This is a genomic window from Paenibacillus sp. 2KB_20 (assembly GCF_052115765.1).
Lineage (GTDB): Bacteria > Bacillota > Bacilli > Paenibacillales > Paenibacillaceae > Paenibacillus_AQ.
The window spans coordinates 251,783-274,377 of the sequence record NZ_JBFRHH010000001.1; the positions used below are offsets into that span (position 1 = coordinate 251,783).

17 protein-coding genes are annotated in these 22,595 nt (G+C 51.6%); 4 read left to right on the forward strand and 13 right to left on the reverse strand.

The annotated features are described in order from the left end of the window. Positions 1–203 precede the first annotated feature (203 nt). From AB4124_RS01250 to AB4124_RS01265, 4 genes are all read right to left on the reverse strand, one after another. Positions 204–773, reverse strand: a complete 570-nt coding sequence (locus AB4124_RS01250; protein WP_036660138.1) for a helix-turn-helix domain-containing protein — start codon at positions 771–773, stop codon at positions 204–206. A gap of 33 nt (positions 774–806) precedes the next feature. After that, positions 807–1,775 carry an NAD-dependent epimerase/dehydratase family protein gene (locus AB4124_RS01255; RefSeq protein WP_213643810.1) on the reverse strand — a complete coding sequence of 323 codons (969 nt, stop codon included), beginning with the start codon at positions 1,773–1,775 and terminating at the stop codon, positions 807–809. A gap of 16 nt (positions 1,776–1,791) precedes the next feature. Further along, positions 1,792–2,982, reverse strand: a complete 1,191-nt coding sequence (locus AB4124_RS01260) for a glycine C-acetyltransferase (protein WP_339291366.1) — start codon at positions 2,980–2,982, stop codon at positions 1,792–1,794. Between the two features lie 165 nt (positions 2,983–3,147). Next, positions 3,148–5,652, reverse strand: a complete 2,505-nt coding sequence (locus AB4124_RS01265; RefSeq protein WP_441970697.1) for a M60 family metallopeptidase — start codon at positions 5,650–5,652, stop codon at positions 3,148–3,150. 197 nt (positions 5,653–5,849) lie between these two features. Here AB4124_RS01265 and AB4124_RS01270 point away from each other — a divergent pair, with 197 nt between their 5' ends. Continuing rightward, positions 5,850–6,683 carry an AraC family transcriptional regulator gene (locus AB4124_RS01270; RefSeq protein WP_441970699.1) on the forward strand — a complete coding sequence of 278 codons (834 nt, stop codon included), beginning with the start codon at positions 5,850–5,852 and terminating at the stop codon, positions 6,681–6,683. A 137-nt stretch (positions 6,684–6,820) separates the two neighbouring features. Here AB4124_RS01270 and AB4124_RS01275 read toward each other — a convergent pair whose 3' ends face one another. The 4 genes from AB4124_RS01275 to uvrA form a co-directional block, all read right to left on the reverse strand. Next, positions 6,821–7,723: a LysR family transcriptional regulator gene (locus AB4124_RS01275; protein WP_076324109.1), complete on the reverse strand. Its 903-nt coding sequence runs from the start codon at positions 7,721–7,723 to the stop codon at positions 6,821–6,823. Positions 7,724–8,155: 432 nt separating this feature from the next. Beyond that, positions 8,156–8,545: a tautomerase family protein gene (locus tag AB4124_RS01280; protein ID WP_430105719.1), complete on the reverse strand. Its 390-nt coding sequence runs from the start codon at positions 8,543–8,545 to the stop codon at positions 8,156–8,158. Between the two features lie 95 nt (positions 8,546–8,640). After that, positions 8,641–10,404: an ABC transporter ATP-binding protein gene (locus AB4124_RS01285; RefSeq protein ID WP_430105721.1), complete on the reverse strand. Its 1,764-nt coding sequence runs from the start codon at positions 10,402–10,404 to the stop codon at positions 8,641–8,643. A 30-nt stretch (positions 10,405–10,434) separates the two neighbouring features. Further along, positions 10,435–12,936 (reverse strand): excinuclease ABC subunit UvrA, encoded by a 2,502-nt coding sequence (uvrA, locus tag AB4124_RS01290; RefSeq protein WP_441970702.1) that lies wholly within the window; start codon positions 12,934–12,936, stop codon positions 10,435–10,437. A gap of 322 nt (positions 12,937–13,258) precedes the next feature. Between uvrA and AB4124_RS01295 the strand changes: the two genes are divergently transcribed. Both AB4124_RS01295 and AB4124_RS01300 read left to right on the forward strand, forming a co-directional pair. Continuing rightward, positions 13,259–13,885, forward strand: coding sequence for a CGNR zinc finger domain-containing protein (locus AB4124_RS01295; protein ID WP_441970704.1), 627 nt, complete (start codon positions 13,259–13,261; stop codon positions 13,883–13,885). Positions 13,886–14,087: 202 nt separating this feature from the next. After that, positions 14,088–14,789 carry a MerR family transcriptional regulator gene (locus AB4124_RS01300; RefSeq protein ID WP_441970706.1) on the forward strand — a complete coding sequence of 234 codons (702 nt, stop codon included), beginning with the start codon at positions 14,088–14,090 and terminating at the stop codon, positions 14,787–14,789. 185 nt (positions 14,790–14,974) lie between these two features. On the opposite strand, the gene AB4124_RS01305 is transcribed toward AB4124_RS01300, so the two are convergent. Beyond that, positions 14,975–15,868 (reverse strand): DUF4097 family beta strand repeat-containing protein, encoded by an 894-nt coding sequence (locus AB4124_RS01305; RefSeq protein ID WP_441970708.1) that lies wholly within the window; start codon positions 15,866–15,868, stop codon positions 14,975–14,977. A gap of 143 nt (positions 15,869–16,011) precedes the next feature. After that, positions 16,012–16,935 (reverse strand): NADP-dependent oxidoreductase, encoded by a 924-nt coding sequence (locus AB4124_RS01310; RefSeq protein ID WP_441971613.1) that lies wholly within the window; start codon positions 16,933–16,935, stop codon positions 16,012–16,014. A 132-nt stretch (positions 16,936–17,067) separates the two neighbouring features. On the opposite strand from AB4124_RS01310, the gene AB4124_RS01315 reads away from it, so the two are divergent. After that, positions 17,068–17,943, forward strand: a complete 876-nt coding sequence (locus tag AB4124_RS01315; RefSeq protein ID WP_441970710.1) for a LysR family transcriptional regulator — start codon at positions 17,068–17,070, stop codon at positions 17,941–17,943. Between the two features lie 688 nt (positions 17,944–18,631). Here AB4124_RS01315 and AB4124_RS01320 read toward each other — a convergent pair. The 3 genes from AB4124_RS01320 to AB4124_RS01330 form a co-directional block, all read right to left on the reverse strand. Next, positions 18,632–19,774, reverse strand: a complete 1,143-nt coding sequence (locus AB4124_RS01320; RefSeq protein ID WP_339266955.1) for a glycerate kinase — start codon at positions 19,772–19,774, stop codon at positions 18,632–18,634. Positions 19,775–19,834: 60 nt separating this feature from the next. Next, positions 19,835–21,103 (reverse strand): GntP family permease, encoded by a 1,269-nt coding sequence (locus tag AB4124_RS01325; RefSeq protein ID WP_441970713.1) that lies wholly within the window; start codon positions 21,101–21,103, stop codon positions 19,835–19,837. A gap of 131 nt (positions 21,104–21,234) precedes the next feature. Beyond that, positions 21,235–22,419 carry a sugar diacid recognition domain-containing protein gene (locus tag AB4124_RS01330; RefSeq protein WP_441970715.1) on the reverse strand — a complete coding sequence of 395 codons (1,185 nt, stop codon included), beginning with the start codon at positions 22,417–22,419 and terminating at the stop codon, positions 21,235–21,237. Positions 22,420–22,595: the final 176 nt, after the last annotated feature.

A 22,595-nucleotide genomic window follows, 5' to 3' on the forward strand; every position in this document is an offset into this window, starting at 1 on the left:
ATGATTTCGTAATTAGCAATGAGACGAATAACTTCGATTCCACCTCCCCTGCGATCCCTTTCTCCCCACGTCCTAAATATAAAACGGCCGCCCGGAACACCATACAGTCGATTTTTAAGATCGGACTGTATTTTTTCCGGACGGCTCTGCCTTTTTTTAATATTCGGTTGACGGTAATCAAGCGGTGTGCCTGTTTCTAATGATCAGCCCCTGGCTGCGGCATCCGCATAGAAGATAATCGTGTAAAATTTCGTTGTTTCATTACCAGGATTCACGTACCGATGGGGCCGGTTAGCCGAGAAATGCACGGAGCTTCCGGCAGGCACGGTGTAGCTTTCGTCTTCGCGCCAGAGCTCCAGCTCCCCCTGGTGCACAAAAATATACTCCTCCACGCCATCATTATGAGCTTCAGATCCGTGATCACATCCCGGATCCATTATAACCATGTAGGACTCAAATTTGGTGCGCAGGTTGTAGGAGAACAAAGGGTATACCCGGTACGCGCCTTCTGCCTCGTGAAAAGGCTCCACGTCCTCAGGTGATACCACGGTTACTTCGGTTTCCGCCTCTTCGATGAGCGTGGTGAATGAAATGCCGAGGCCGCTAACGATGCGCCACAATACGGAGATCGTCGGATTGGAATCCCCCCGCTCGATCTGTCCCAGCATGGCTTTGCTTACACCGGTCAACTCGGCTACGTTATCGAGGCTGAGGCCCCGTGATTTGCGAATGGCTTGCAGATTTCTCCCTACTTTTTTATGAATGGGTTCCAAGTGTAACCATATCCTCCTTCTGAAACTAAGCCGTTAACTGATCTTGCTCTGATCCGCTTGCGGCTTCTCCATAAGCTTTGACACCATATCATCGGTCATATGGTTCAAATCATATTGTACATCAAATCCCCATTCTTCGCGTGCTGCAGTTGCATCGATGGAATCCGGCCATTCGTTCGCAATCGCCTGACGGACAGGATCCACGTCATAGTCGAGGCTGAAATCCGGTATATGCCGGCGGATGCTAGCCGCAATCCCCTCAGGATCGACACTCATCGCCGTGACATTAAAGGCGTTACGGTGCTTCAGCTTGGACGGATCAGCTTCCATCAATGTCATGATGGCGGAAATCGCATCCGGCATGTACATCATGTCAAGGTAGGTCCCTTTATCAATATAGGAAGTGTAGCTTCCATTGCGGATGGCCTCTACATACATCTCAACCGCATAATCCGTCGTTCCCCCGCCCGGAGGCGCGGAGTGGGAGATCAGCCCTGGAAAGCGCAATCCGCGGGTATCCACTCCGAATTTATGGTAATAATAGTCACACAACAGCTCGCCCGAGACCTTGCTGACTCCATACATCGTTAACGGGCGCTGCACCGTGTCTTGCGGCGTTGCTTTTTTCGGGGTATCCGCCCCGAATGCCGCGATGGAGCTCGGCGTAAAGAACTGGCAGGATAATGCCCGTGCCGTCTCGAGGGCACTTAACAAACCGCCCATGTTCAGGTTCCACGCCAGTGCCGGATTGGATTCTGCCTTGGCGGACAACAGGGCTGCAAGGTGGATAATCGCATCCGCCCGGTGTTCTTTAGCCGCTTCGTGGAATGCGTGGTGGTCGGTTACATCCAGTATTCTGAATGGTCCTGATTGGACCGTTTCATGATGGATTTGGCGAATGTCCGTTGCGAGAACAGCTTCTTCACCGTAAACTTGCCGCAATTTCGCCACCAGGTCTGAGCCAATCTGACCGAGCGCACCGGTTACCATAATTCGTTTCATCACTTGTGCCCCCTTATTAGATCAGACCCAACTCGCGTCCGATGGTTTCATATGCGGAAAGTGCGCGATCCAGCATCTCCTTCGTATGAATGGCGGTTGGCATATTCCGAACTCTTCCCGTGCCTTTTGGTACCGTCGGGAACACGATCGATTTGACATACACGCCTTCTTCGTACAATCTGGTGCTGAATTTCTGGGTGGTTGTCTCATCTCCAATAATGCACGGCGTAATCGGAGTTTCGGTACGACCGACAGAATAGCCAAGACGCTTAAGTCCTTCCTGCAGATAACGGGTGTTCTCCCACAGCTTCATTTGCAGATCTTTGCTGTTCTGCAGGATATCGATAGCGGTAATACAAGCGGCTACGGTGCCTGGAGGCAGCGCCGTGGAGAACAGGAACGGCCGGCTGCGGACCTTGAGCCAATCCACCAGATCCCGTGATCCAGCAACATACCCGCCGACAACGCCAACCGCCTTGGACAGCGTGCCGATCTGAATATCTACCCGCTCCGACAACCCGAAATGCTTCACCGTACCTGCACCGCCCCCAAGAACGCCAGATCCATGAGCGTCATCCACATAAGTAATCAGATCATAGGTTTCGGCGATCTCCACGATTTCGGGGAGCTTCGCAATATCGCCATCCATCGAGAACACGCCATCGGTAATGACCATAATTTTGTTATATAAACCGGATTCTCTCGCTTCTTGTGCTTTCGAACGCAAATCGTCCATGTCCGAATGGTTAAAACGAATAACCTTCGCCTTGGTCAATCGGCAGCCATCAATAATGGACGCATGGTTGAGCTCATCCGACAAAATCGCATCCCCGGCACCCATCACCGCCGAGATTGCCGCCATATTGCAATTGAAACCGGATTGATACGTCAGCACCGCCTCGGTTCCCTTGAACTGGGCAAGCTTCTCCTCAAGCTCTACATGAAGTGCAAGCGTTCCGTTAATGGAGCGAACAGCGCCGCTTCCAGTCCCGAAATCGGTAGTAGCCCGGATTGCCGCTTGTTTCAATCGCTCATCATTCGCCAGTCCGAGATAGTTGTTGGAAGATAAATTCACGAATTCACGACCCTGAATGGTAATGAGCGGACCATTCGGACTTTCAAGAGGCTGGATCGTATTATAGAGTCCTTGCTCCTTGAGTTCTGTTAGATTATCCTGTAAGAAAGCGCTTAACGATTGACTGGACATATGAAATTCCTCCCGTGGATCCGAAGTATCTTAACGTACATATCATTTACCATTCCATTGTATGCAAAAAGTCACACGCATGCAATATCCTGTACAAAAATATGTTATATTGCATAAACAAAAAAGCCATGCTTCCTCAATCGAGAAAGCATGGCTTCTTCATGGTTATTCTTTTAACGTCCAAATATCGGTATGCGGCTTAGGCAAATTCAATGAGGCAATCCTTCCTCTTCCGTCTTCCGTCAGACCTATTGCCCATTTGTCGAAAAATTCAGTCAGGTCCTCCCCAGCCGTTTGAGAAGCTATGACGGCAAAAGTATCCACCGTACCTTGAATTTCGTCGCGAGATAATTCGCGGTATTTCTCGAATATCCGGGTATAGAATTCCCAGCCGTAAGCAAGCTGAAGCTGCTTGAACATCACCAGTCTTTCATAATTGCCGATTTGGCCGTATTTTTTTGCCGGATCATGGTTTTCTACAAATTCGATTCCCCGGTCATAGTAATTCTTGCCGTCATTCCCGATTTTCAATAGTTCGGAGGCATTCCCATACTTCTCTTGGGTGTACAGTGAGAATAGGTTAACGGTCACTTCCCCTACATCGCTCCAGGTCCATGTCCGCTGCTGGTATTCATGCCCAAGTTCATGCCAGAATCCCCAAGCGCTTGTTTTTACATAATGGACATCCAGCAGGTTGGCCGCATAACTGAACGGCATCATGATCGGATATCCCGCATGCATCGCCCCGGAAGAGATCTGTCCGTCGGCGACGTAACGGCGGTTCAATTGATGGGCGGTATGAGGCATCGCCCTGTCCGGATCAAGGCCTACCAGTTCATCATAACTGTCGTAAATTTCGTCCCAGGTCCGCATCAACTCCTCCGGGTCGGTTACTTGGCGAATCAAATCCGAAGGGACCGTCAGGATCATTCTTTCGCCTTGAAGCTCCGCAAAAGGGACGGCAACCGGCCCCGTGCGAATTCTATCCCATTCCTCAAGCGTAGTCTTGCCGAGCACGTAATGCGGTGCTTCCGCCGCCCCGCTGATCTTGACGGTTGCCCGAAAATCATCCTTCGCCTTTAGGGGAATGAGATATATGAAGCCACCATATGGGCTGTTGACTTGATGGATGCCCGGGGTCAGCTTCTGGTGGTTTACGATAAGCGGAACTCGTCCCCACTGGCCGGATCCTCTCAAATCGTCATCATGCGAACCGATTTGAACCGTTAAATGCTCCACGCCTTCCGGTACTTCAAGCGTAATGACTTTACCGGGGGGTGCATACAATCCGGTACTGATCCAATTTTTCGACGGAAGGGCGTGCGTGTACATCGTATTGGGGAAATCAAAGTCGACCTCGACTTCGCGGTCGTTAACGATGGCCGCTTCCTCCGAAACTACTCCCGGAAATGCGTCGGCATACGGAGATTTCTCGTTGGCCTTATCCAAGGTAAAATGACTGAAACGGAAGTTATGCAGCGCATTCGTATAGGGCTGCTGAAATTTTTGGATCGGGAACTCGGCGGGCGGCAGGCTGTCGGCCTCTGTATCTGCCCAAGCGTACAGCGGGGATTCGCTGGATAACGTTTCGAGCGTCTCGTTTAGTATATTGTAGAGCCGCTCCTGTTTTTTGTTCGTGGGTGTGCCCGGCGGACCGATATTGATTTGATCGTAAGTGATCGTTCCCTCTTCCACTTCCTTGCCTTGAGCAAGCCGTGTCTTGATATGATGATCGTTGGCTTGCTCATAGGTCAATGCCGATTCGCCCACATTGGACTCTGAGCCTCTATTCATCAGCGTCAGTCCAGCCCGGTTAAGCAGCTTTTGAATCGCAAAATCACGGCTGAGTCTGGCTCCCCTCAGATTGCCGACCTGAAGCACGATTTCCTCAGGGGTATCACGTGTTATTCCCTCGATGCCGCTCAGGTTATCCGTCACGACGATGCCGCCTCCTAACCGTAGATATTGATCCAGCGCTTCCAGATCCTTATCCTTCATCGTATGGTCTACATAGGCTGCCGCATATTTTTGCGGATTCAGGTTTACGGAAGCCCAACTGTCGATTTTCACCAATTCAATGGGTAAATCCGAATTTACCGTGAGAGCGGCAGAGGTAGTTATTAATCGAATTTTCTTTCCCGGCTTCCTTAATGCATCCTCATAGCGGTTCGTATGATCATTTCCTTGACCTTGATTCGTAGAGGCATCGTCCGTCAGCCACCATAAAATATTCCGGGCAAGCTTACTCGCGGGATCACCCGCCGACCCGGACAGATTGAAATACTCCTTGCTCCCGGCGACAACGATACGCCCTTTGCCGTAACGGGCTGCCGAGATGGCTGGAATATAATAATCGGGCACGTTGATATTGAATGCAGCGTCCCCTACTGCAGCAACGCCGCCGCCAGCGAAATATGGAATCGCTTGCAAATCCTTATAAAATATGCTGAAATCGTTCTTAAGTACGTCCAGTGGCGTTCCTGCTAACCAAGCGGAATCAGTCGCTCTGGATGATTCAAGTTCGGGCATCCCGGTGGTATTTGCCATAGCAGGATCCGTCACCGTCCGTTTACTGATCTCCGCAGGTTCGGCAGTTGCAATGGATGCGGTCATTAATAATATCGCTGACCCGATTACTGCGAATTTCTTAATCCGTTTCATCATCTTCATTCCTTAACGATTCCTCCTCGATTTCCTTTGATATCCTGATGGAATGGCAAATCAGCCCAAAGCTTTGAAGTCATTTCCTCCTCTTGATATGTCATTGAATGGGATTCCTCATTTAGCTTAATGAATGCCGCTCGGATTTGTAATGCATAAAAAACACATCAATGTATCCAAAATACACAACCGGTAGGGGGCAGCCAATGGATATTAATCACCTGAAGTTGATTCAGAATTACCTCGCTAACACGAACCTTCGCTTATCCATTGCCAAGGTTGATAAAGTGTCCCAGAACTGGCGCTTCTTTAATATGAGGCCGTCCTATAACGCCCTTTATTTTATAAGGGAAGGGGAAGGCTGGATTAAGATCGACGAACAAGAATATCATCCCTCCCCCGGACAAATCGTTCTCATGCCAGCCGGATCGCTTCATTCCATCTCTGTCGTTAACGACAACACCTACAGGAAGTTCTGGTGCCATTTTACCGCCAAGGTGGACACGCTGAACTTGTTTCAGCTGATTCATCTTCCCCACGTGCTGGATGTGCCGGACGAGTCATATATGGAGCAGTTATTCAAGGAATTGATCGATGCCTATCGGAGCAGCGCTTGGACCGCCCCACTGCAAAGGAACGAACTACTGATGAAGCTTGTCCGACATTATCTTGACATCGTTCCCGAGCGCCAAATCTCGCTGTCCATGCTGCCTGATATGCAGAAGCTGAACACGGTATTCCAGTATATCGAGGAGCATATCAGCGATAACGTAAGCGTGGAACAATTGGCGGGACTTATCCATTATAATCCCAACTATTTTATCCGCTTCTTCAAATCCAAAATGAAGATGACACCTGTGCAGTATATTATTAAAGTCAGGATCGAGAAAACGAAGGGTCTATTGATGACCACGGATTTGACGCTGGAGGAAATCGGGAGGAAGGTGGGAATGGAGGTCCATTATTTATGCCGGGTATTCAAGCAGTTCACCAACATGTCGCCGGGGGAATTCCGTAACCAGATCATGTCCAACCGCTAATAAAAATCCCCCTGAGAGGGTTATCGGAATCCTTTTCCGATACCTCCCAAGGGGGATATGATGGGCGACTATTTGGTTACGAATTCCAAATATCGTCCGCAATCTCCTTAATGAATGATAGTTGCTACCCATCAAAATCAGGTGGATATCGCTTCATGCAGCGCCTCGACATAAGCGGCAGCAAGCTTGGACAGAGTCGCATTCTTATGACTGATCCATCCGACGTTGATCGTCTCATCACATGCGAGCGGAACCGGAATAATCTCGTTCCCGTTCAGGTCAGCACTCAGCACTCCGGTCGAAATGGTATAGCCGTTCAGACCAATCAGCAGATTGAACAGGGTCGCGCGGTCATTGACCCGGATGCTCTTTTTATGGGATAACGTGCTGAGAATTTCCTCGGAGAAGTGGAACGAATTGTATTCCCCCTGCTCAAAGGATAAATACGGATAATTCTGAAGCTCGTCAATGGTCACGATGGACTGCTTCGCCAGCGGATTTTTGATGCTGATAAAAATATGCGGCCTCGCCGTAAACAAGCTGGTAAACTGCAGTCCTGCATCCTTCAACAGCTTGTTGATCACCTTGGCATTGAATTCATTGAGGTACAGAATGCCGATTTCGCTGCGCAGGGTTTTAACATCCTGAATAATTTCATAAGTCTTCGTCTCCCGCAGGGCCAACTCATATTCATCCTGTCCGTATTCCTGAACCAGATTCACGAAGGCATTGACCGCAAAAGCATAGTGCTGAGTGGATACCGAAAAATGCTGCGGAGAAGGCTTCGCATTCAGATAACGCCCCTCCAGTAGCTCGGCCTGCTCTACCACCTGTCGTGCATATCCTAGAAACTCCGCGCCCTCTTTGGACAAGGATATGCCTTTGTTGGTCCGCTCGAATATCGTAATGCGGAGCTCCTCTTCCAGATCCTTGATCGCGTTGGACAGACTGGGCTGGGAAATGAACAAACGTTTGGCCGCCTCATTCATCGAGCCTCGATTGGCTACCTCAATGGCGTACTTTAATTGTTGTAAGGTCAAAGACGAGCCCCCCTTTTATATTTCATGTTCAAAAAACACTCGTGCATCATATCTACTGCTATTCATGCTTCAGAGGCAGAAATACGGAAACACCGACCCTGCCAAGGTTCGCTTTGTACTTGGATGGATCACCGTGAGCAGATGGAATCCGGCTAGCAATCGAAAGCACCAATCGGTTTGGAGACTGCTGTATCAACTTTAGAACCATTATAACCCGTTTCCATCATAAGAAGTGATCTGGTGGAACGTCTATATCAGATCCAAAAAAATGCGGCTGGATTGTCGATGTTTCTCATACATGAGGGGGGTTACACGCATTACGAAATCGGGAGTGCCACCGTCAATAGACACGAATGAAAAAAAACAAGCGCCAATCACCAGGCTTCTTCGAAGTTATTGGTAATTGAGCGCTTGTTAAGACTAACTAAGGCTCTAAATATTCACCTTATAACCCAGAGCCAGTTCATCCCCCGGAAGCCCCCGGATTCCCCAGTTATGCTGCGGTGTCTCAAATATCGTAATCTCCACATCCTGTGGTGCGATATGCAGCGTATTCTGAATCCGTTCGAATAACAATCGAATCAGATGTTTCTTGGCCTCCACAGTACGACCTTCAAATACGCTGATCTCGATCACGGTGTAGCGATCCGTTCTCCCGTCAGGGAAGCGGAAATCCTCCCTGTTCATGGGAAAAAACCGATGGAATTTCTTATCCACCGGAAGTTCAAACGCTTCGACCACGCATGCGTGTATCACTTCCGATAATTGCTCTTTGACTGGGTTCAACCGATCCCGGACGCCGTAAATTTTGATCTGCGCCATGCTCTGCTCATCTCCTCTATTCTCATCTAAGCTCAAGCTATGTTACCTAATATTTCTATTCGATTCGAGCAGTATAAAAACCTTCCTGTATGGTCCTACTCCCCGGTCTGGAACTGCTTCTTCGCCCATTCTACATAGGATGGATGGTTCCGGATCAATTCCTCATGCGTCCCGCTTCCCGTAATATGGCCCTTCTCCAGAACAATAATCTGGTCAGCCTCGACGACAGTCGATAACCGGTGCGCGATGACCACGGTCGTACGCTCGACCATCAGATTGTTCAGCGCCTTCTGCACTTCATGCTCGGAGTCGCTGTCCAGGCTTGCCGTCGCTTCATCCAGAAGCAGGATGTCCGGCTTCCGGAGCAGCGCCCTTGCAATCGCCACCCGTTGACGCTGACCTCCGGATAACTGGATGCCTCGCTCCCCAACCTCCGTGTCATATCCTCTCGGCAAAGCCTCGATAAATCCCTCCGCATAGGCCAATCTCGCCGCTTCAGCAATTTCCTCGTCGGAGACCGGCTCTTCCCGTCCATAGACGATATTGTCCCGAATCGTTCCGGTCATCAGCGGGCTGTCCTGGGACACATACCCGAGCTTTCGCCGCCAGGACTCCAAAGTATAATCACGGATCGCTTCCGAGCCAAAGTAAATCCCCCCGCCGGATGGCGCGTAGAATCGCTCAATCAAGGAGAACACCGTGGTTTTGCCGCTGCCGCTGGGTCCTACCAGAGCGGTGACCTTCTTGGCAGGAATCGCAAAGGATACCTCGGACAGAATGGTCTCGCCTTCATGATAAGCAAACGTCACCTCTTTAAATTCAACGTCCCGATGCCCTTCCGGTGCCATGCGCACCGCACGATCGTCGCTCTCCGGCTCATATTCGAGGATAAGTCGCAATCTCTCGGTTGCCGCCATCACTTTTTGGAGCTGGGAATAGAAAGTGGCAAACTGGCTGAAAGGAAACATGATCTGGAACAGCAGCAGAATAAACGATACCAGTTCGCCTGCACTGAGTGCCCCTGAAGAGACGCGAACGCCGCCGTATCCGATGATGACCACCAGCAGCACAACCATGACCATCGACATCAACGGAATCAGGACCGAGTTGATCTTGGCTTCCTTCATGCCAAAACGGTACAGGCTGTCCATATCCTCGTACCCGCTTTTCTCCTCCCTCCGCTCTGCATTGGAGGCTTTCACCAGGCGAATCTCGCCGATCACCTGGGTCAGCATGGCGGACAGCTGTGCCAACTGTCCATACATACTGATGGAGATTTTGTACATCTTCCCGCCAATGGGCATTAATATGCCGAACCCTACCGGAACGGCAATCAGGATGATGAGGGTCATCCGCCAATCCAAGTAAAACAAGATTGCAACGGCCCCCAAAACGGTCAATAGATTCGAGCAAAAAGCAATCAAATGATCCGTGATCAGCGTTTTCACTTCGTTTGTATCGTTGGTCACCCGGCTCATCGTTTCTGCCGAGCGATGCTTGTCAAAGAACGGAACCGGTAAGGCCAGCACCTTGGTCCAGAGCCGTTTCCGAATTTTGTTGACCGTCTGGTTCCCGACATAGGCAAGCATATAATAGGAAAGTCCGCTCGCCACGGCTTCCAGCAGGAACAGAACGGCCAAAAAGCCGACCATGCGAATATTGAACGAATCTGCCGCAAAATTATCGATGAATTGGCCGGTGATGAGCGGGACGACCAGTCCCGTCACCGCACCAACCAAACTGAGCACGATGGCCAGAAAGAGCACCAGCTTCGGAATACCCGAAGAACGCAGAAGCTTCAAAAAATATCGAATCGTGGTTTTTGTAACCTTACCCTTTTCTTCTACGGTTTGCTCCACATGGAATTCCTCCCTTTTCGCATCCATCCGTCACATATAGATTTCTTTGATAAAACGGCCGGTAAACGAGGCTTCCACAGCCGCCACGTCTTCAGGCGTTCCTGTCGCCACCACAGACCCGCCGGCAGCTCCTCCGCCAGGTCCGATATCGATGATCCAATCCGATTTCCAGATCAAGTCCAGATTGTGTTCAACCAAAATCACAGTGTTCCCCGCGTCCACCAAGCGGTTGAGCAGAACGAGCAGCTGCCGGACATCTCCTGGGTGAAGCCCGGTTGAAGGTTCATCCAGCAAATACAGCGTGTGATTTTTAGTTTTTTTGCTTAGTTCCTTGGCCAATTTAATCCGCTGCCCCTCACCGCCGGATAAGGTACTCACCGATTGCCCCCACTTCAAATACCCAAGTCCGACATCGCAGAGCAGCTTTGTCAATTCCATTATTTTCGGTCGATCCTCCAGAATCGACAGACTTTCCTCAATGGTCATATCCAAAATGTCGGAGATGGTATAACCGTTATAGGTCACGCGCAGAACCTCTTCCTTAAACCGTTTGCCCTTGCAATCCGAACAACGTACTTCCAGCTCCGGAAGGAAGTGCATATGCACGGACACCACGCCAAGGCCTTGGCATGTCTCGCATCGTCCACCTTGCGTGTTAAAGGAAAAGTGCTTGGCCGTCAATTGACTTTCCTTGGCTTCCGGCAAGCTGGCGTACCAGTTTCTGATATGGGTATAAACATCGGTATACGTAGCAATGTTGGAGCGCTGCATTCGGGATACCGGCGATTGGTCAACCGTAATCAGTTGCCCTACCGATTCCCAACCCGTGATGGCCTTGCAGCCGATTGGAGTTGATTGATCGCTTCCGGATTCCGCCAGAAGATCAAACAAAAGCGTGGATTTACCGGATCCCGATACACCTGTCACCGATATGAGACAGCCGAGCGGGAAAGAGGTCGTGATATGTTTCAGATTTCTTAAATGTGCATCCTCGATCGTCAGCAGCCTTCCGTTTCCAGCCCTGCGCTGACTCGGTGCCGTGAGCATCGTGTTATCCCGGAAATAGGATCCGGTCACAGACTTGGGATTTTGGATCAATTCCTCCAGCGTTCCTTGACCGACGACCGTACCGCCCATCGTTCCCGCACCCGGTCCGATATCAATGATATGGTCAGCGGCCCGCATCACTTCTTCGTCATGCTCGATGACGAGGACCGTGTTGCCCAGATCCCTCAGTTGTTTCAGAACCTGGATGAGTCCCCTGGTATCTTTGGGATGCAGTCCCGTTGTCGGTTCGTCCAAAATGTAAAGCACCCCCGTGAGGCCTGATCCCAGAATCGATGCGAGCCGAAGCCTCTGGGCTTCTCCGCCCGACATGGTGACGACCTGCCTCTCCATGGACATGTAACCCAGCCCGACATCCATGATGCGTTGCAGTCTCACGACAGAATCATAAATAAGCGGTTCCACGATCGTTAATTGGTCCTCCGTCAGCTTCTTCAGCAGTGCCTCCATCCAGTTCAAGGCTTCCCCGATCGACCAGGCGTTGACTTCGTTAATGGAGACTCCCTCTACCCGGACGCGGCGGCTGTCCTCCTTGAGCTTCGTTCCGTGACAATCCGGACAGACATGCTCATGAAACAGGGAGGCTTCACCGGACTCGCTCCCCTTCTCCCGGTACCTTCTCCATATCCCGGTAACTACACCCTCGTACTTGCCTTGTCCTACGGTCTTCGGCGGCTTCATCTCAGGAAAATGCCGGCTGAACTGCTCGCTCTCTACACCGAAATACAGGAGATCACGCTGAACATCATCATAATCCCGAAGCGGCATGAACTCATCGAATGCGAACCCGTAATACTTGGCTGCCGCTTTCAGAATGCTGGTGTTATAATCGGTAAGAGCGCTGTACCACGTTGCCACCCCGCCGTCTCTTAGGCTTAATTCCGGACGGAACACGGCATCCATGTTCAGACTCACCGTTTGACCGAGTCCGCTGCATGTTTCGCATGCGCCTTCCGGCTTGTTAAAGGAAAAATGCGACATCGTCAATTTTTCGAGACCATGGCCGCATCGCCTACAATGTACCGTCTCGTGAGAATCGCTGATCTCTTCCTCATCCGCTAGCCCGTGATAGACTTCTCCATCCACATGAGGCATCACCGTATCGCCACAGGTCGGACAAGTACGTTCACCAAGCTTGGCAAACAGAATTCGAAGCAGCGTGTAGATATCCGTCACCGTTCCGATGGTGGATCTTGGGTTCCGGTTGGTAATGTGCTGTCCCACGCTGATCGACGGGGAGAGTCCTTCAATCGAATCCACCTTCGGCTTGCTGACCGAGTCCGACACCATGCCCATGGATTCCATGTACTGCCGCTGACACTCCCGCTGAAGCGTATCCATCGCGAGCGTGGACTTGCCCGAGCCGGACGGCCCTGTCATGACAACCAATTTGTACTTCGGGATTTCAAGCGAAACATTCTTCAGATTGTTCTCCCGGGCACCGCGAATCTTAATCGTTCCTTCCATTTTTTGAGCCTCCTAAAAGTTTTTTGGAGCATAACTTCATTGGAACACTTCGCAATCAAACTCGCTTCGAAAACATACTCTTTCATTTTGGAAGCTAGCTCCCATACTTCATTTTACAAACCCATCTTACAACATTGATGCAAGTACATAATTCCAAACAGAAAAAGGTTGATCTATCGCCGTTTTGGAAATCAAAAGCCGTCACGGAGCTTTAAGGTTTATGTATAATGTTTGGTGCCGTTTCATATGTGTAAACACAGCATGGACTATATAATGGGCTACAAATAAGTACTTATCGTATGTTCTGAGGAGAGCGGTACCTATGCCGAAAAAAATCGCACCCGAGTTTTATTTTATTGGCAACCATCCCGTATTGGATTTCGTCAATACCAAAATTGCTGTCAACGGTCAGCCGCTGGATTTGCTGCATGACTTCGAGGCTTTACTGGATTGGCAGGTCAAGGCTAACCTGCTGACCGAGGTAGAGCGAAACTTGCGCAAGGCGGTATGGACTGGCTCCGAGGAGGAAGCCGGGATCGTGGAAGCCGCCAGATTGCTCCGCGATCACCTCTTTAATCTGATTCAGCCGGGCAGTGTGAACGAAACCTCAACGGAGGCAAGTCTACAGTTTGTCAATGGGCTGCTGCAGGAGCAAATCATTCGCACAACGCTTGTGGCAGAAGGCAGCACGTACAGCCGCAAAAGCCGGATGCTGTTTCGCAAGCCGCTGGATCTGTTGACCCCGATCTCCGCATCTGCCGTTGATTTTTTAACTACCCATGACTTGAAACTGGTGAAAAAATGCGAAAATCCGGCATGCGTGCTTCGCTTTTACGACAATAGCAAAAACGGCACAAGGCGCTGGTGCAGCCCCAAAACATGCGGAAACCGCATGAAGGTCGCGGCTTATCTGGAGCGTCAGAAACAGCAGCAAACGAAGGAATCTTAGATAAACCATCTAAGATTCTTTTTTAATACCCAAAACAATACTTTACAAGTTAAAACATTTTTGGAACGGCAATCATCATGACATAGATCAAGACGATGATACCGCTATTTTCCCAGCAGACTTTTCATTGAGCCATGCTTCATGATACAATCCCCCAGAAAAAAGGATTCAGGCAGATCCGCATGAGGCAAGGGGGACCATCATGGGTATCAGACCGATTGATATCGCCAAGAAACTGGGGATTACCACAAGTGCGCTCAAGCACTATGAGCAATGGGGGATTGTTCCTCCCGCGAAGCGTGCCCCGAACGGATACCGGATATATACCGAGGAGCATGCCGCTTACTTTGAGTGCATCCGAGCCATGTTTCCTGGTTTCGGCGTAGACGTTACGAAGCAAGTGATGGTCAAACTGCAGGAGAGCGAGCTGGATGAAGCGCTCTGGATCGTAAGTGAGGTCCAAGCCAATCTCCAGCAGGATAAAATCCTCGCGGAGCGGACCATCCGCATTCTGGAAACCGAGCAGCTTGACGTGGTCGATACCCGTGGCCGCAAAAGAGAGCTGACCATCGGGGAGGTTGCGGCCGAGACCGGCGTTCCCACCTCGGCCATCCGCCACTGGGAGAAGGAAGGCGTCCTTAATCTGCCTCGGGATCGGGAAAACGGCTATCGGAAGTTCGATGGCGCCCAGATCCGGCAGATCATGATCATTCGGATTCTCCGCTCAGCGAATTACCCGCTGGAGGTCATCAAGGATGTACTGCAAGAACTCGAGCATCATCAAGTCGATAACGCCAGACGAGTGCTCAAGGACACGCTGGTATACCTCAACTACCGCAACCATAACCAAATACGCGGCGTTCACTATCTATATCAGCTGTGCCAAGTGCTGAAATTAATGTAAGGCCCATTCCCCATTCACACTGTGGTTTAACATACAAAAAAAACAATCACGGATGTAGATCATCCGTGATTGTTTTTTTGATCCTTAATCACCATATATTAGGGAGACTCAAAGAGTTTCACCGATTATCCAAGAGGTTATCTCGTTATGGAAATTGGCATGTGCTCTTAGCTATCATGTGCCGCTTATGGATTAACTTTGATGGAACCAAGGGCAGTCGTCAGGGATATTTTCGCTCCGCCGCCGTTTATGTCACTCTGACCCCGGCTTGCTCCAGTAATCTGTCCAAGCTCGGTTTCGGTATCCAGCGTGTATTTCATGGACGGCGCAAACATGGCCGTGATGCTGCCTGCCGATGTGTTGGCCGTCAGCGTGCTGTCCTTATCGATCTGCTCAAGGTCCAGCTTAACACTGCCCGCTTCGGATACGATCTTGGAATTGCCCGTGATTTCCGTTTTGGCGAGCTGAATTTCCCCGGCTCCCAACTGAAGGTCAAAATCCCCCTTCAATTCGTTCACCCGAATCTTCCCAACATCATTCTTGATGCGGATATGCTGCAGGTCTTCCGGTACTTCGATCACATAATCTATCATGAATCCGGAGTCGCCAAATTGCTTCTGCGACCAATCCCATAAACTCTTGCTGGAGTCCTCCATAGGGTGCGTTCTTAATTCCAGGATGTCGTCCTTGAGCGTAAAGGAAGTAGCGGCCTGCTCCGTAACCTGGGTACGAATGTTGTCATTCTTGAAGAAGCCTTCGTTAAACCACACGGTCGTTTTCACTTTGATCTCATCACCGGGTGCAGCGATGAGCTCCACATTGCCTACGGCATGGTCGATGGCCAGTCCCTCGGCTGTGCCGACTTCCTGAGCCGTCGTCAACTCGAACTCTTTCCCTTCCCGCTTTACATGATCACTGATAGCAAGTGCTGAATCGCCGGCCATATTCCCGACTTGCGCTAATTTACCAAGCTCCCGATTTACCGCTTCATCCGCATTTTGGGCGACGTCGCATCCGACCAGCACGGCAAATATCAACAGCGATGAAATTTTCACTGCCATCATGCTATGTTTTCTCATAAAATCCTCCACGTCCATTCCTATGTATGTATATGTCCATTATATCGTGAAGGAAAAAGTTAACACGCTGCCACGGACCAGTTTCTTCCTGGACCTTAGTCTGGGACGCCCCTCCGTCTTTTGTATGACGCTGCACGTACGAATCATTCCTCCATCGCTATCCGCAGCACGACCTTCCCCCGAACATGCCCGGACTCCACGGCGCGATGCGCTTCCGCCGCTTCGCTCAGCGAAAATGTCCGGGACACATGGATCTTCAATTTCCCTTGTTCATATAAGTGAACCAGTTCAGCCAATCGATCCTTAGATCGCTGACTGCGGATCGCGCAAACTCCCAGTTCTTCTACCTGATCAAAGGCTACAATCGTGCCGATGCGGCTCCGGTCTCCGACAAGCTCCACCGAGGCTCGCAGCGCTTCTTCGCCAGCTGCATCAAGCGCAGCACTCACTCCCTCGGGGGCTGCCGCCTTGACCCGGTCTACAAGACCTGGGCCATAAACAACAGGAACAGCGCCCAGTGAACGAAGATAATCATGATTTCGCTCGCTCGCCGTTCCGATGACCCGGGCTCCCCTGGCTCGAGCGATCTGGACGGCAAAAGAACCGACGCCACCTGCTGCCGCATGAATCAAGACCGTATCCCCGTGACCAACCCCTAACGTCCCAAGTGCCGTATGAGCGGTTTGCCCCGATGCGGTCAAGACTCCGGCTTCTTCCCAAGGCATGGAATCCGGTTTGCGTACAACTTGATCTGTGCTGACCACCACATACTCAGCGTAGCAGGCGAGTAAAGACCAGCCAATGACGTCCTCTCCAACCTCAAAGCTGGTGACCCCCTCACCTACCTGATCTATCGTTCCGGCGAACTCGTTACCAAGGATTTGCGGCATCCGCAATGTCACGCCGGGCGGCGCCCAGCCGCTCCCCCTGATCCCGCAGTCGGCCGGTTGCACGCCTGCAGCCTTGACTTTAACCCTTATCTGGCCGTTACCGGCCTGAGGATCTTCAAATTCCAAGACACGCAGGACATCCGGCGGTCCAATCGTACTAAACGCAGCGGCTTTCATATCGATCATCCTTTCATGAATTCCTTGATCTTGTTTCTGAGATCATTCTATAATCATCAATAGATAATAAAAAATACAAAATTGTCTATGTATATATATACTGGAGTATATAAGCAAGGGGGGGGGACCGTAATGGAAATGTTACAGCTGAAGTATTTTGTAACCGTAGCAAGACTTGAACATATGACCAAAGCCGCAGAGGAGCTCCATATTGCTCAGCCGGCGCTCAGCAAGACCATTTCCAGACTCGAAGAGAATCTCGGCGCTCCGTTATTTGAACGCCAAGGCCGGCAAATCCGTCTCAATCCGTATGGCAAAGCATTTTTGGCAAAAGCCAAAGCAGCCCTGCAGCTGCTGGAAGAAGGACGGAGGGAAGTCGAGGATCTGGCGGGACTGGAGCATGGGCGCATTCATATGGCCTTATCCAACATGGAGCAACTCAGAGAGCCTTTAAGATTGTTTCTAAGCAAACATCCGAAAGTCAACTTTCATATCATCCAGTCTTCGATGGAGGATATGGTTCAGACCATTGAACATAATGAGGTTGATTTCTTTCTCACTTCCATGCCCATCCGGCACCCGGATATACGCAGCTTGCCTTTGCTCGTCGAAGAGGTGTTCTTGGCCGTTCCCCCCACCCACCGTTTAGCCGAAAAAAATCAAATTCACTTAAGCGAGGCTGCAGGAGAATCATATGTCGGTTATAAAGAAGGCCATCCGTATCAGAAGATGAATAATGAGTTTTGCAAACAAGCCGGTTTTCAGCCGAAGGTCGTCTGCGAGGTGGAAGACCCCGGAACCATAGCCGATCTGGTCCGTTCTGGATTTGGCGTAGCTTTAATCGGTGAATGCAGAAGCGGCAAGGAGTTAAAGCTGACGAAGCTAAGCATTCGAGAGCCTCAGACTCGTCGCATATTCCAAATTGCATGGCTGGAATCCAGGTACTTGTCCAAGGCCGCAATTGCCTTCCGTGATTTCCTCGTGGAATATTACGCGGAATCACGGTAAGCCGACCACAAGGGGCTGTCCCAAAAGATCTTAGATCTTGCGGGAGGCCCCCTTCTTGCTGTTAGAAGAACACTCCGTGTACGAATCGTTACTACCATCGCTGCTGCCCCCACATTTCTTGGAATGGTTCTGGGTAAAGACGAAATGTGGGGGCAAAGGCGAGCGCTGACGCTTGTCCGGAATCGTTTCGTCCTCTCCGCTACGCCATGCAGATTTCTTACTTTTTTAGACGCAAAGAAACCGTTTTTCGGTAAAATGGAGGTGCTATCCAAACCATTGATGGATTTGGAGGAAGATATCCCTTAGGCACCATCTGGTTTGCATCTTCAATGAAGCCATCAACACGTTTGGACGAATCTTTGCGAGTGCCTATCCCGGCGGCGGTCAATAGATGAAAAAACAGCAAAATAAAGGAATGGCGGTTCCAGGGAGATCAGCCCTGTACCGCCATTTCTCTCTTTGACGTAATTCTAGATCCGTTGTGTGTAAGCGTAGACGATGACTTTGGTGAGCATCTTGGGATGGTACTGTCTCGACGCCGTCTCATCGAGTAAGCAGTTACTTATGGGACGACCCCTTAAGTACCACTCTTAGATGTTTACGTTATACCCTAGTGCCAAAGCAACAGGATTGTCAATCAAATCCTATACTCGAATTCCATCATGCCCGCCTCTAATCGTCATCTTATTCAAGCCAACTTGCTACCGCATTTTAACGTCATCGCCATATTGCGCGCTGTACGCTCCATATTGGCGGCGGCTTGTCTTATCGCATCGTCCAGGCTGCATACGCCGGGCACAATCGTGAACACGATATCGATGCCATGCTCAAGCACAGCTTCATGCCCGTCCGCAAGCGAGCCCGCGATGCCGATGACCGGCACTCCGTACCGCTTGGCCGTCTTGGCCACGCCCATCGGCGTTTTGCCGTAAATCGTCTGGCCGTCTATGCGGCCTTCTCCCGTAATGACGAGATCCGCATCCTTCACTTGCGAAGCCAGCCCCGTCGCTTCGATAACGATATCCACGCCCCGCTTCAACTCAGCGGCCAAAAAAGCGAGCATACCGGCGCCAAGCCCTCCGGCTGCGCCAGCGCCGGGAATCTGGGCCACGTCGCGGCCCAAGCATGCCTTAATCATCGCCGCATAATGGTCGAGATTGCCGTCAAGCTGCTGTACCATGGCTGGATCGGCCCCTTTTTGGGGGCCAAATACGGCCGAGGCGCCGCGCTCTCCGGTCAGCGGGTTGTCCACATCGCACGCGGCCACGAAGGCAACCTGCTTCAGCCGCGGATCGGCTCCGCCCGTATCGATGCGGGCAATGCGATGCAACTCTCCACCGCCATGGCCTATTTCCGAGCCATCGGCGTCAAGCAGCCGCACCCCGATCGCCTGCGCCATGCCAGCGCCGCCGTCGTTCGTGGCGCTGCCGCCCAAGCCGAGAATAATCGTGCTGACGCCTTCGTTCAGCGCCGACGTAATAAGCTCCCCGGTGCCGCGCGTCGTCGTCGCGAGCGGATTGCGCTGCTCCGGCGGCACAAGCGCTAGTCCCGAGGCGGCCGCCATTTCGATAATCGCAGTCTTTCCGTCACCAAGTATGCCGTAGAACGCGGTCACGGGGGTGCCAAGCGGTCCCGTCACTTCGCGGTGAACCAATCGTCCACCTGTCGCATCCACCAAAGACTGCACCGTGCCCTCCCCGCCGTCAGCCATCGGCACATTGACGATATCCGCTTCGGGATACACGGCGCGTATTCCCTTCTCTATGGCATGACATGCCTCTAATGCGGATAAACTCTCTTTAAATGAGTCTGGAGCAATTACAACCTTCATTCTCTCCACTCCCTCTCCATCAGTCTTAACCAACTGCCTGAACAATCATTTTGCCGTAGATTACAAGAACCAGCCGAACACGCCGAACACCAATGTCGATACGACGGCCAGGACGAGACCGATTGCGGTCTCATACGGAATAAGGCGCAGTCGCTCCTTCATCACCATGTTGACGCTTCCGCCCGTTGCATGGAAGAAGCTGCCGTGCGGCATATGGTCGAAGACGGTCGCCCCGGCGTGAATCATCGCCGCAGCGCCCAGGGAAGCAACGCCAAGCCCCATAATCGTCGAGCCGAACACCGAGCTGGCGACTGCGGTACCTGCTGTTGTCGAAGCGGTGGCTAAGGACATAAACGCGCCGCTTATCGGCGCAAGCAAGTAAGCCGGCAAGCCGGAGGAGGCCAGACTGTCGATGATGACATCCTTCAATTGCGAATTCGATATAATGCCGGCCAACGTCCCTGTGCCGAGCAGCATGACAGCCACGCCCGACATTTTGCCCAAGCCCGATACCGCAAATTGATTGATCTGCTTGATGCGGCCCATGCACAAGGCGCCAACGAGCCCGCCGACCGGCAGCGCGATAACCGGATCGATGACGATGCCGGCAATCGGGCGCAGCGCCAACAGCACAATCGCCGTGATCGGAGCCATCATTGCTGCCAGGAAGCTCGGAAGCTGCTGAGCGCCGTCGTCTACGCTTTCCTGGCCCGTGATCTTCGTTCCCTTTTTGGACAGGCGCTTCGCGATCAGATAAGTGGCAAAAAGCCCAAGGACAGCCGGTATGATTCCTGCCATCATCATCGATGTCAGTGGAATATTGAATGCCTCTGCCGCCGAGATGGCGTTCGGATTCGGCGACATAATGTTGCCGGCCTTCCCGCCGCCGATCATGGCAAGCAATATCGCCATGCGGGACAAGTCGGCGCGCTGCGCAATCGCGATCGCAATCGGCGCCACCGTAATGACCGCGACGTCGATAAATACGCCGACCGCCGTCAGTACCATCGTCGCGAACGCCAGCGCAAACAGCGCACGCGTCTCGCCGACCTTGCGAATCAACGTTTCGGCAATCGTCTTCGCGCCGCCCGATTCAATCAAGACGCCGGCAAGCACGCCGGCTGCCAGGATGCGCAGCACGGCCGGAATCATGCCCTTCGCGCCATCCATCATCAAATTCACCGAATCAACCAGCCCGATTCCGCCGACGACCCCTCCGGCAAGTGCCCCAATCATCATGCCATAGGCAGGAGGGACTTTACGCAATATAAGCACAATCGCCACAACCAATGCCGTCAAAGCACCAAGTACAGTTACAGATACGTCCATAGTCAAGACCCCCTAATGTGTTGTCTCAATTCGTTATACTATTACTGTACCTGTAATGTGAAAGCGCTTCATCATGCATAAAAATGAAATAAAGCGCTTTATTGAGCGTGTTTTTTGTTCAAATGCACAAATCATGCATGTTCCTTCCAGACGCCGTCACTCTCCGGCTTCCTCTCTTTCAGCGCGCTTAGCCAGCGGGCCGTCATTAGCGTATATAAATCGCGAAAATGCTTCGGGTCTTTGCCGGTCGCCTCATGAATGCGCTGCAGTCGGTAGCGAAGCGTATTCCGGTGAATCGACAGCCGCTCGGCGATGCGCTGCTGCTCGCCGTTCTCATCATAATAGGCCTCCAGCGTCTGCTGAAGTTCCCCGCTCTTATCCTCCTGCGCAAACCGCCGCCATAGCCGCTGCAGCTCTTCCGCCACCCACGAGGGCGTAACGTTCGCTGCCACGGTCTCATTCGGCATATCTTCGCCGTAGTATACCGTCTGCCCCGGGTATATCGCCTGGCCCGCCCGCATCGTATCTTGCGCGGAACGGTAAGACGCGATTAAGCCGTCGATGCCGGAATACGCCTTGCCAACCGCAATGCGGAGCGGCGCAATCCGCTTCTCCTCCAGCAGCCTGCGAATGTGACGGATGCCTTCGCATATATCGGCGTTCGGCTCCCGCGGGTGGAGATGGGGCTTATACAACACGATTTGGCGCGTATTGTGAATGGCGATCAGGTCGATGGCGGGCCGACCTTCCAATATTTCAATCACCTGCTTGAGGGTAGACAATGAATTCGCGTCCTGCGCACCGATCAGCTCCATAATGCATGCAACCCGCGCTTTATCCGGATGGAAGCCAATCCGTTCCGCCTGGAGGCGCAGCATGGCGTTATCCTCGCCGTCCGCATGAATGATGGACTGAAGGAAATCCTCCTTCATCCGCTTATCCCATTGGGCTTTTTCCAGCAGATCTGCTTGCTCCAAGTACATTTCCGCCGTCATTTTCACCAGCTCGCCGTACTTGGTCACCTCGTTCGGATCGCCGGTAATACCGATGACCCCAACAACTTCGCCCTGGAAGTGAATGGCCAGATTCGTACCGGGCAGCACCCCTTGCAGCTTGCGCGCGCTTTCCTCGTCAATCTCGAAGCGACCCTTCCTCTCAATCGCAATGAGCGCCCCTTCATGCTTCTGATATAAGCGCGAGCGGTCGCCAGAACCGATAATCCGCCCCCGTTCATCCATGACGTTCACATTATAATGAATCACTTGCATCGTCCGCGTTACAATTTCTTGCGCCAATTCCTTAGTCAATCTGCTCATCTTGTCTATCCCCTGTCTATGTCCGGCATGATATGAAAAAACGCCCTCCATCCGATAAGCGCGATTAATCGCATTCTTCCGGGATAGGGGCATTCAGCTTCGAATAACGTTATTATACGCCCTAAATGTGAGTGTTAACACGAGGAAGGGAATTTCCTCACGAAGTGGCTGTTATT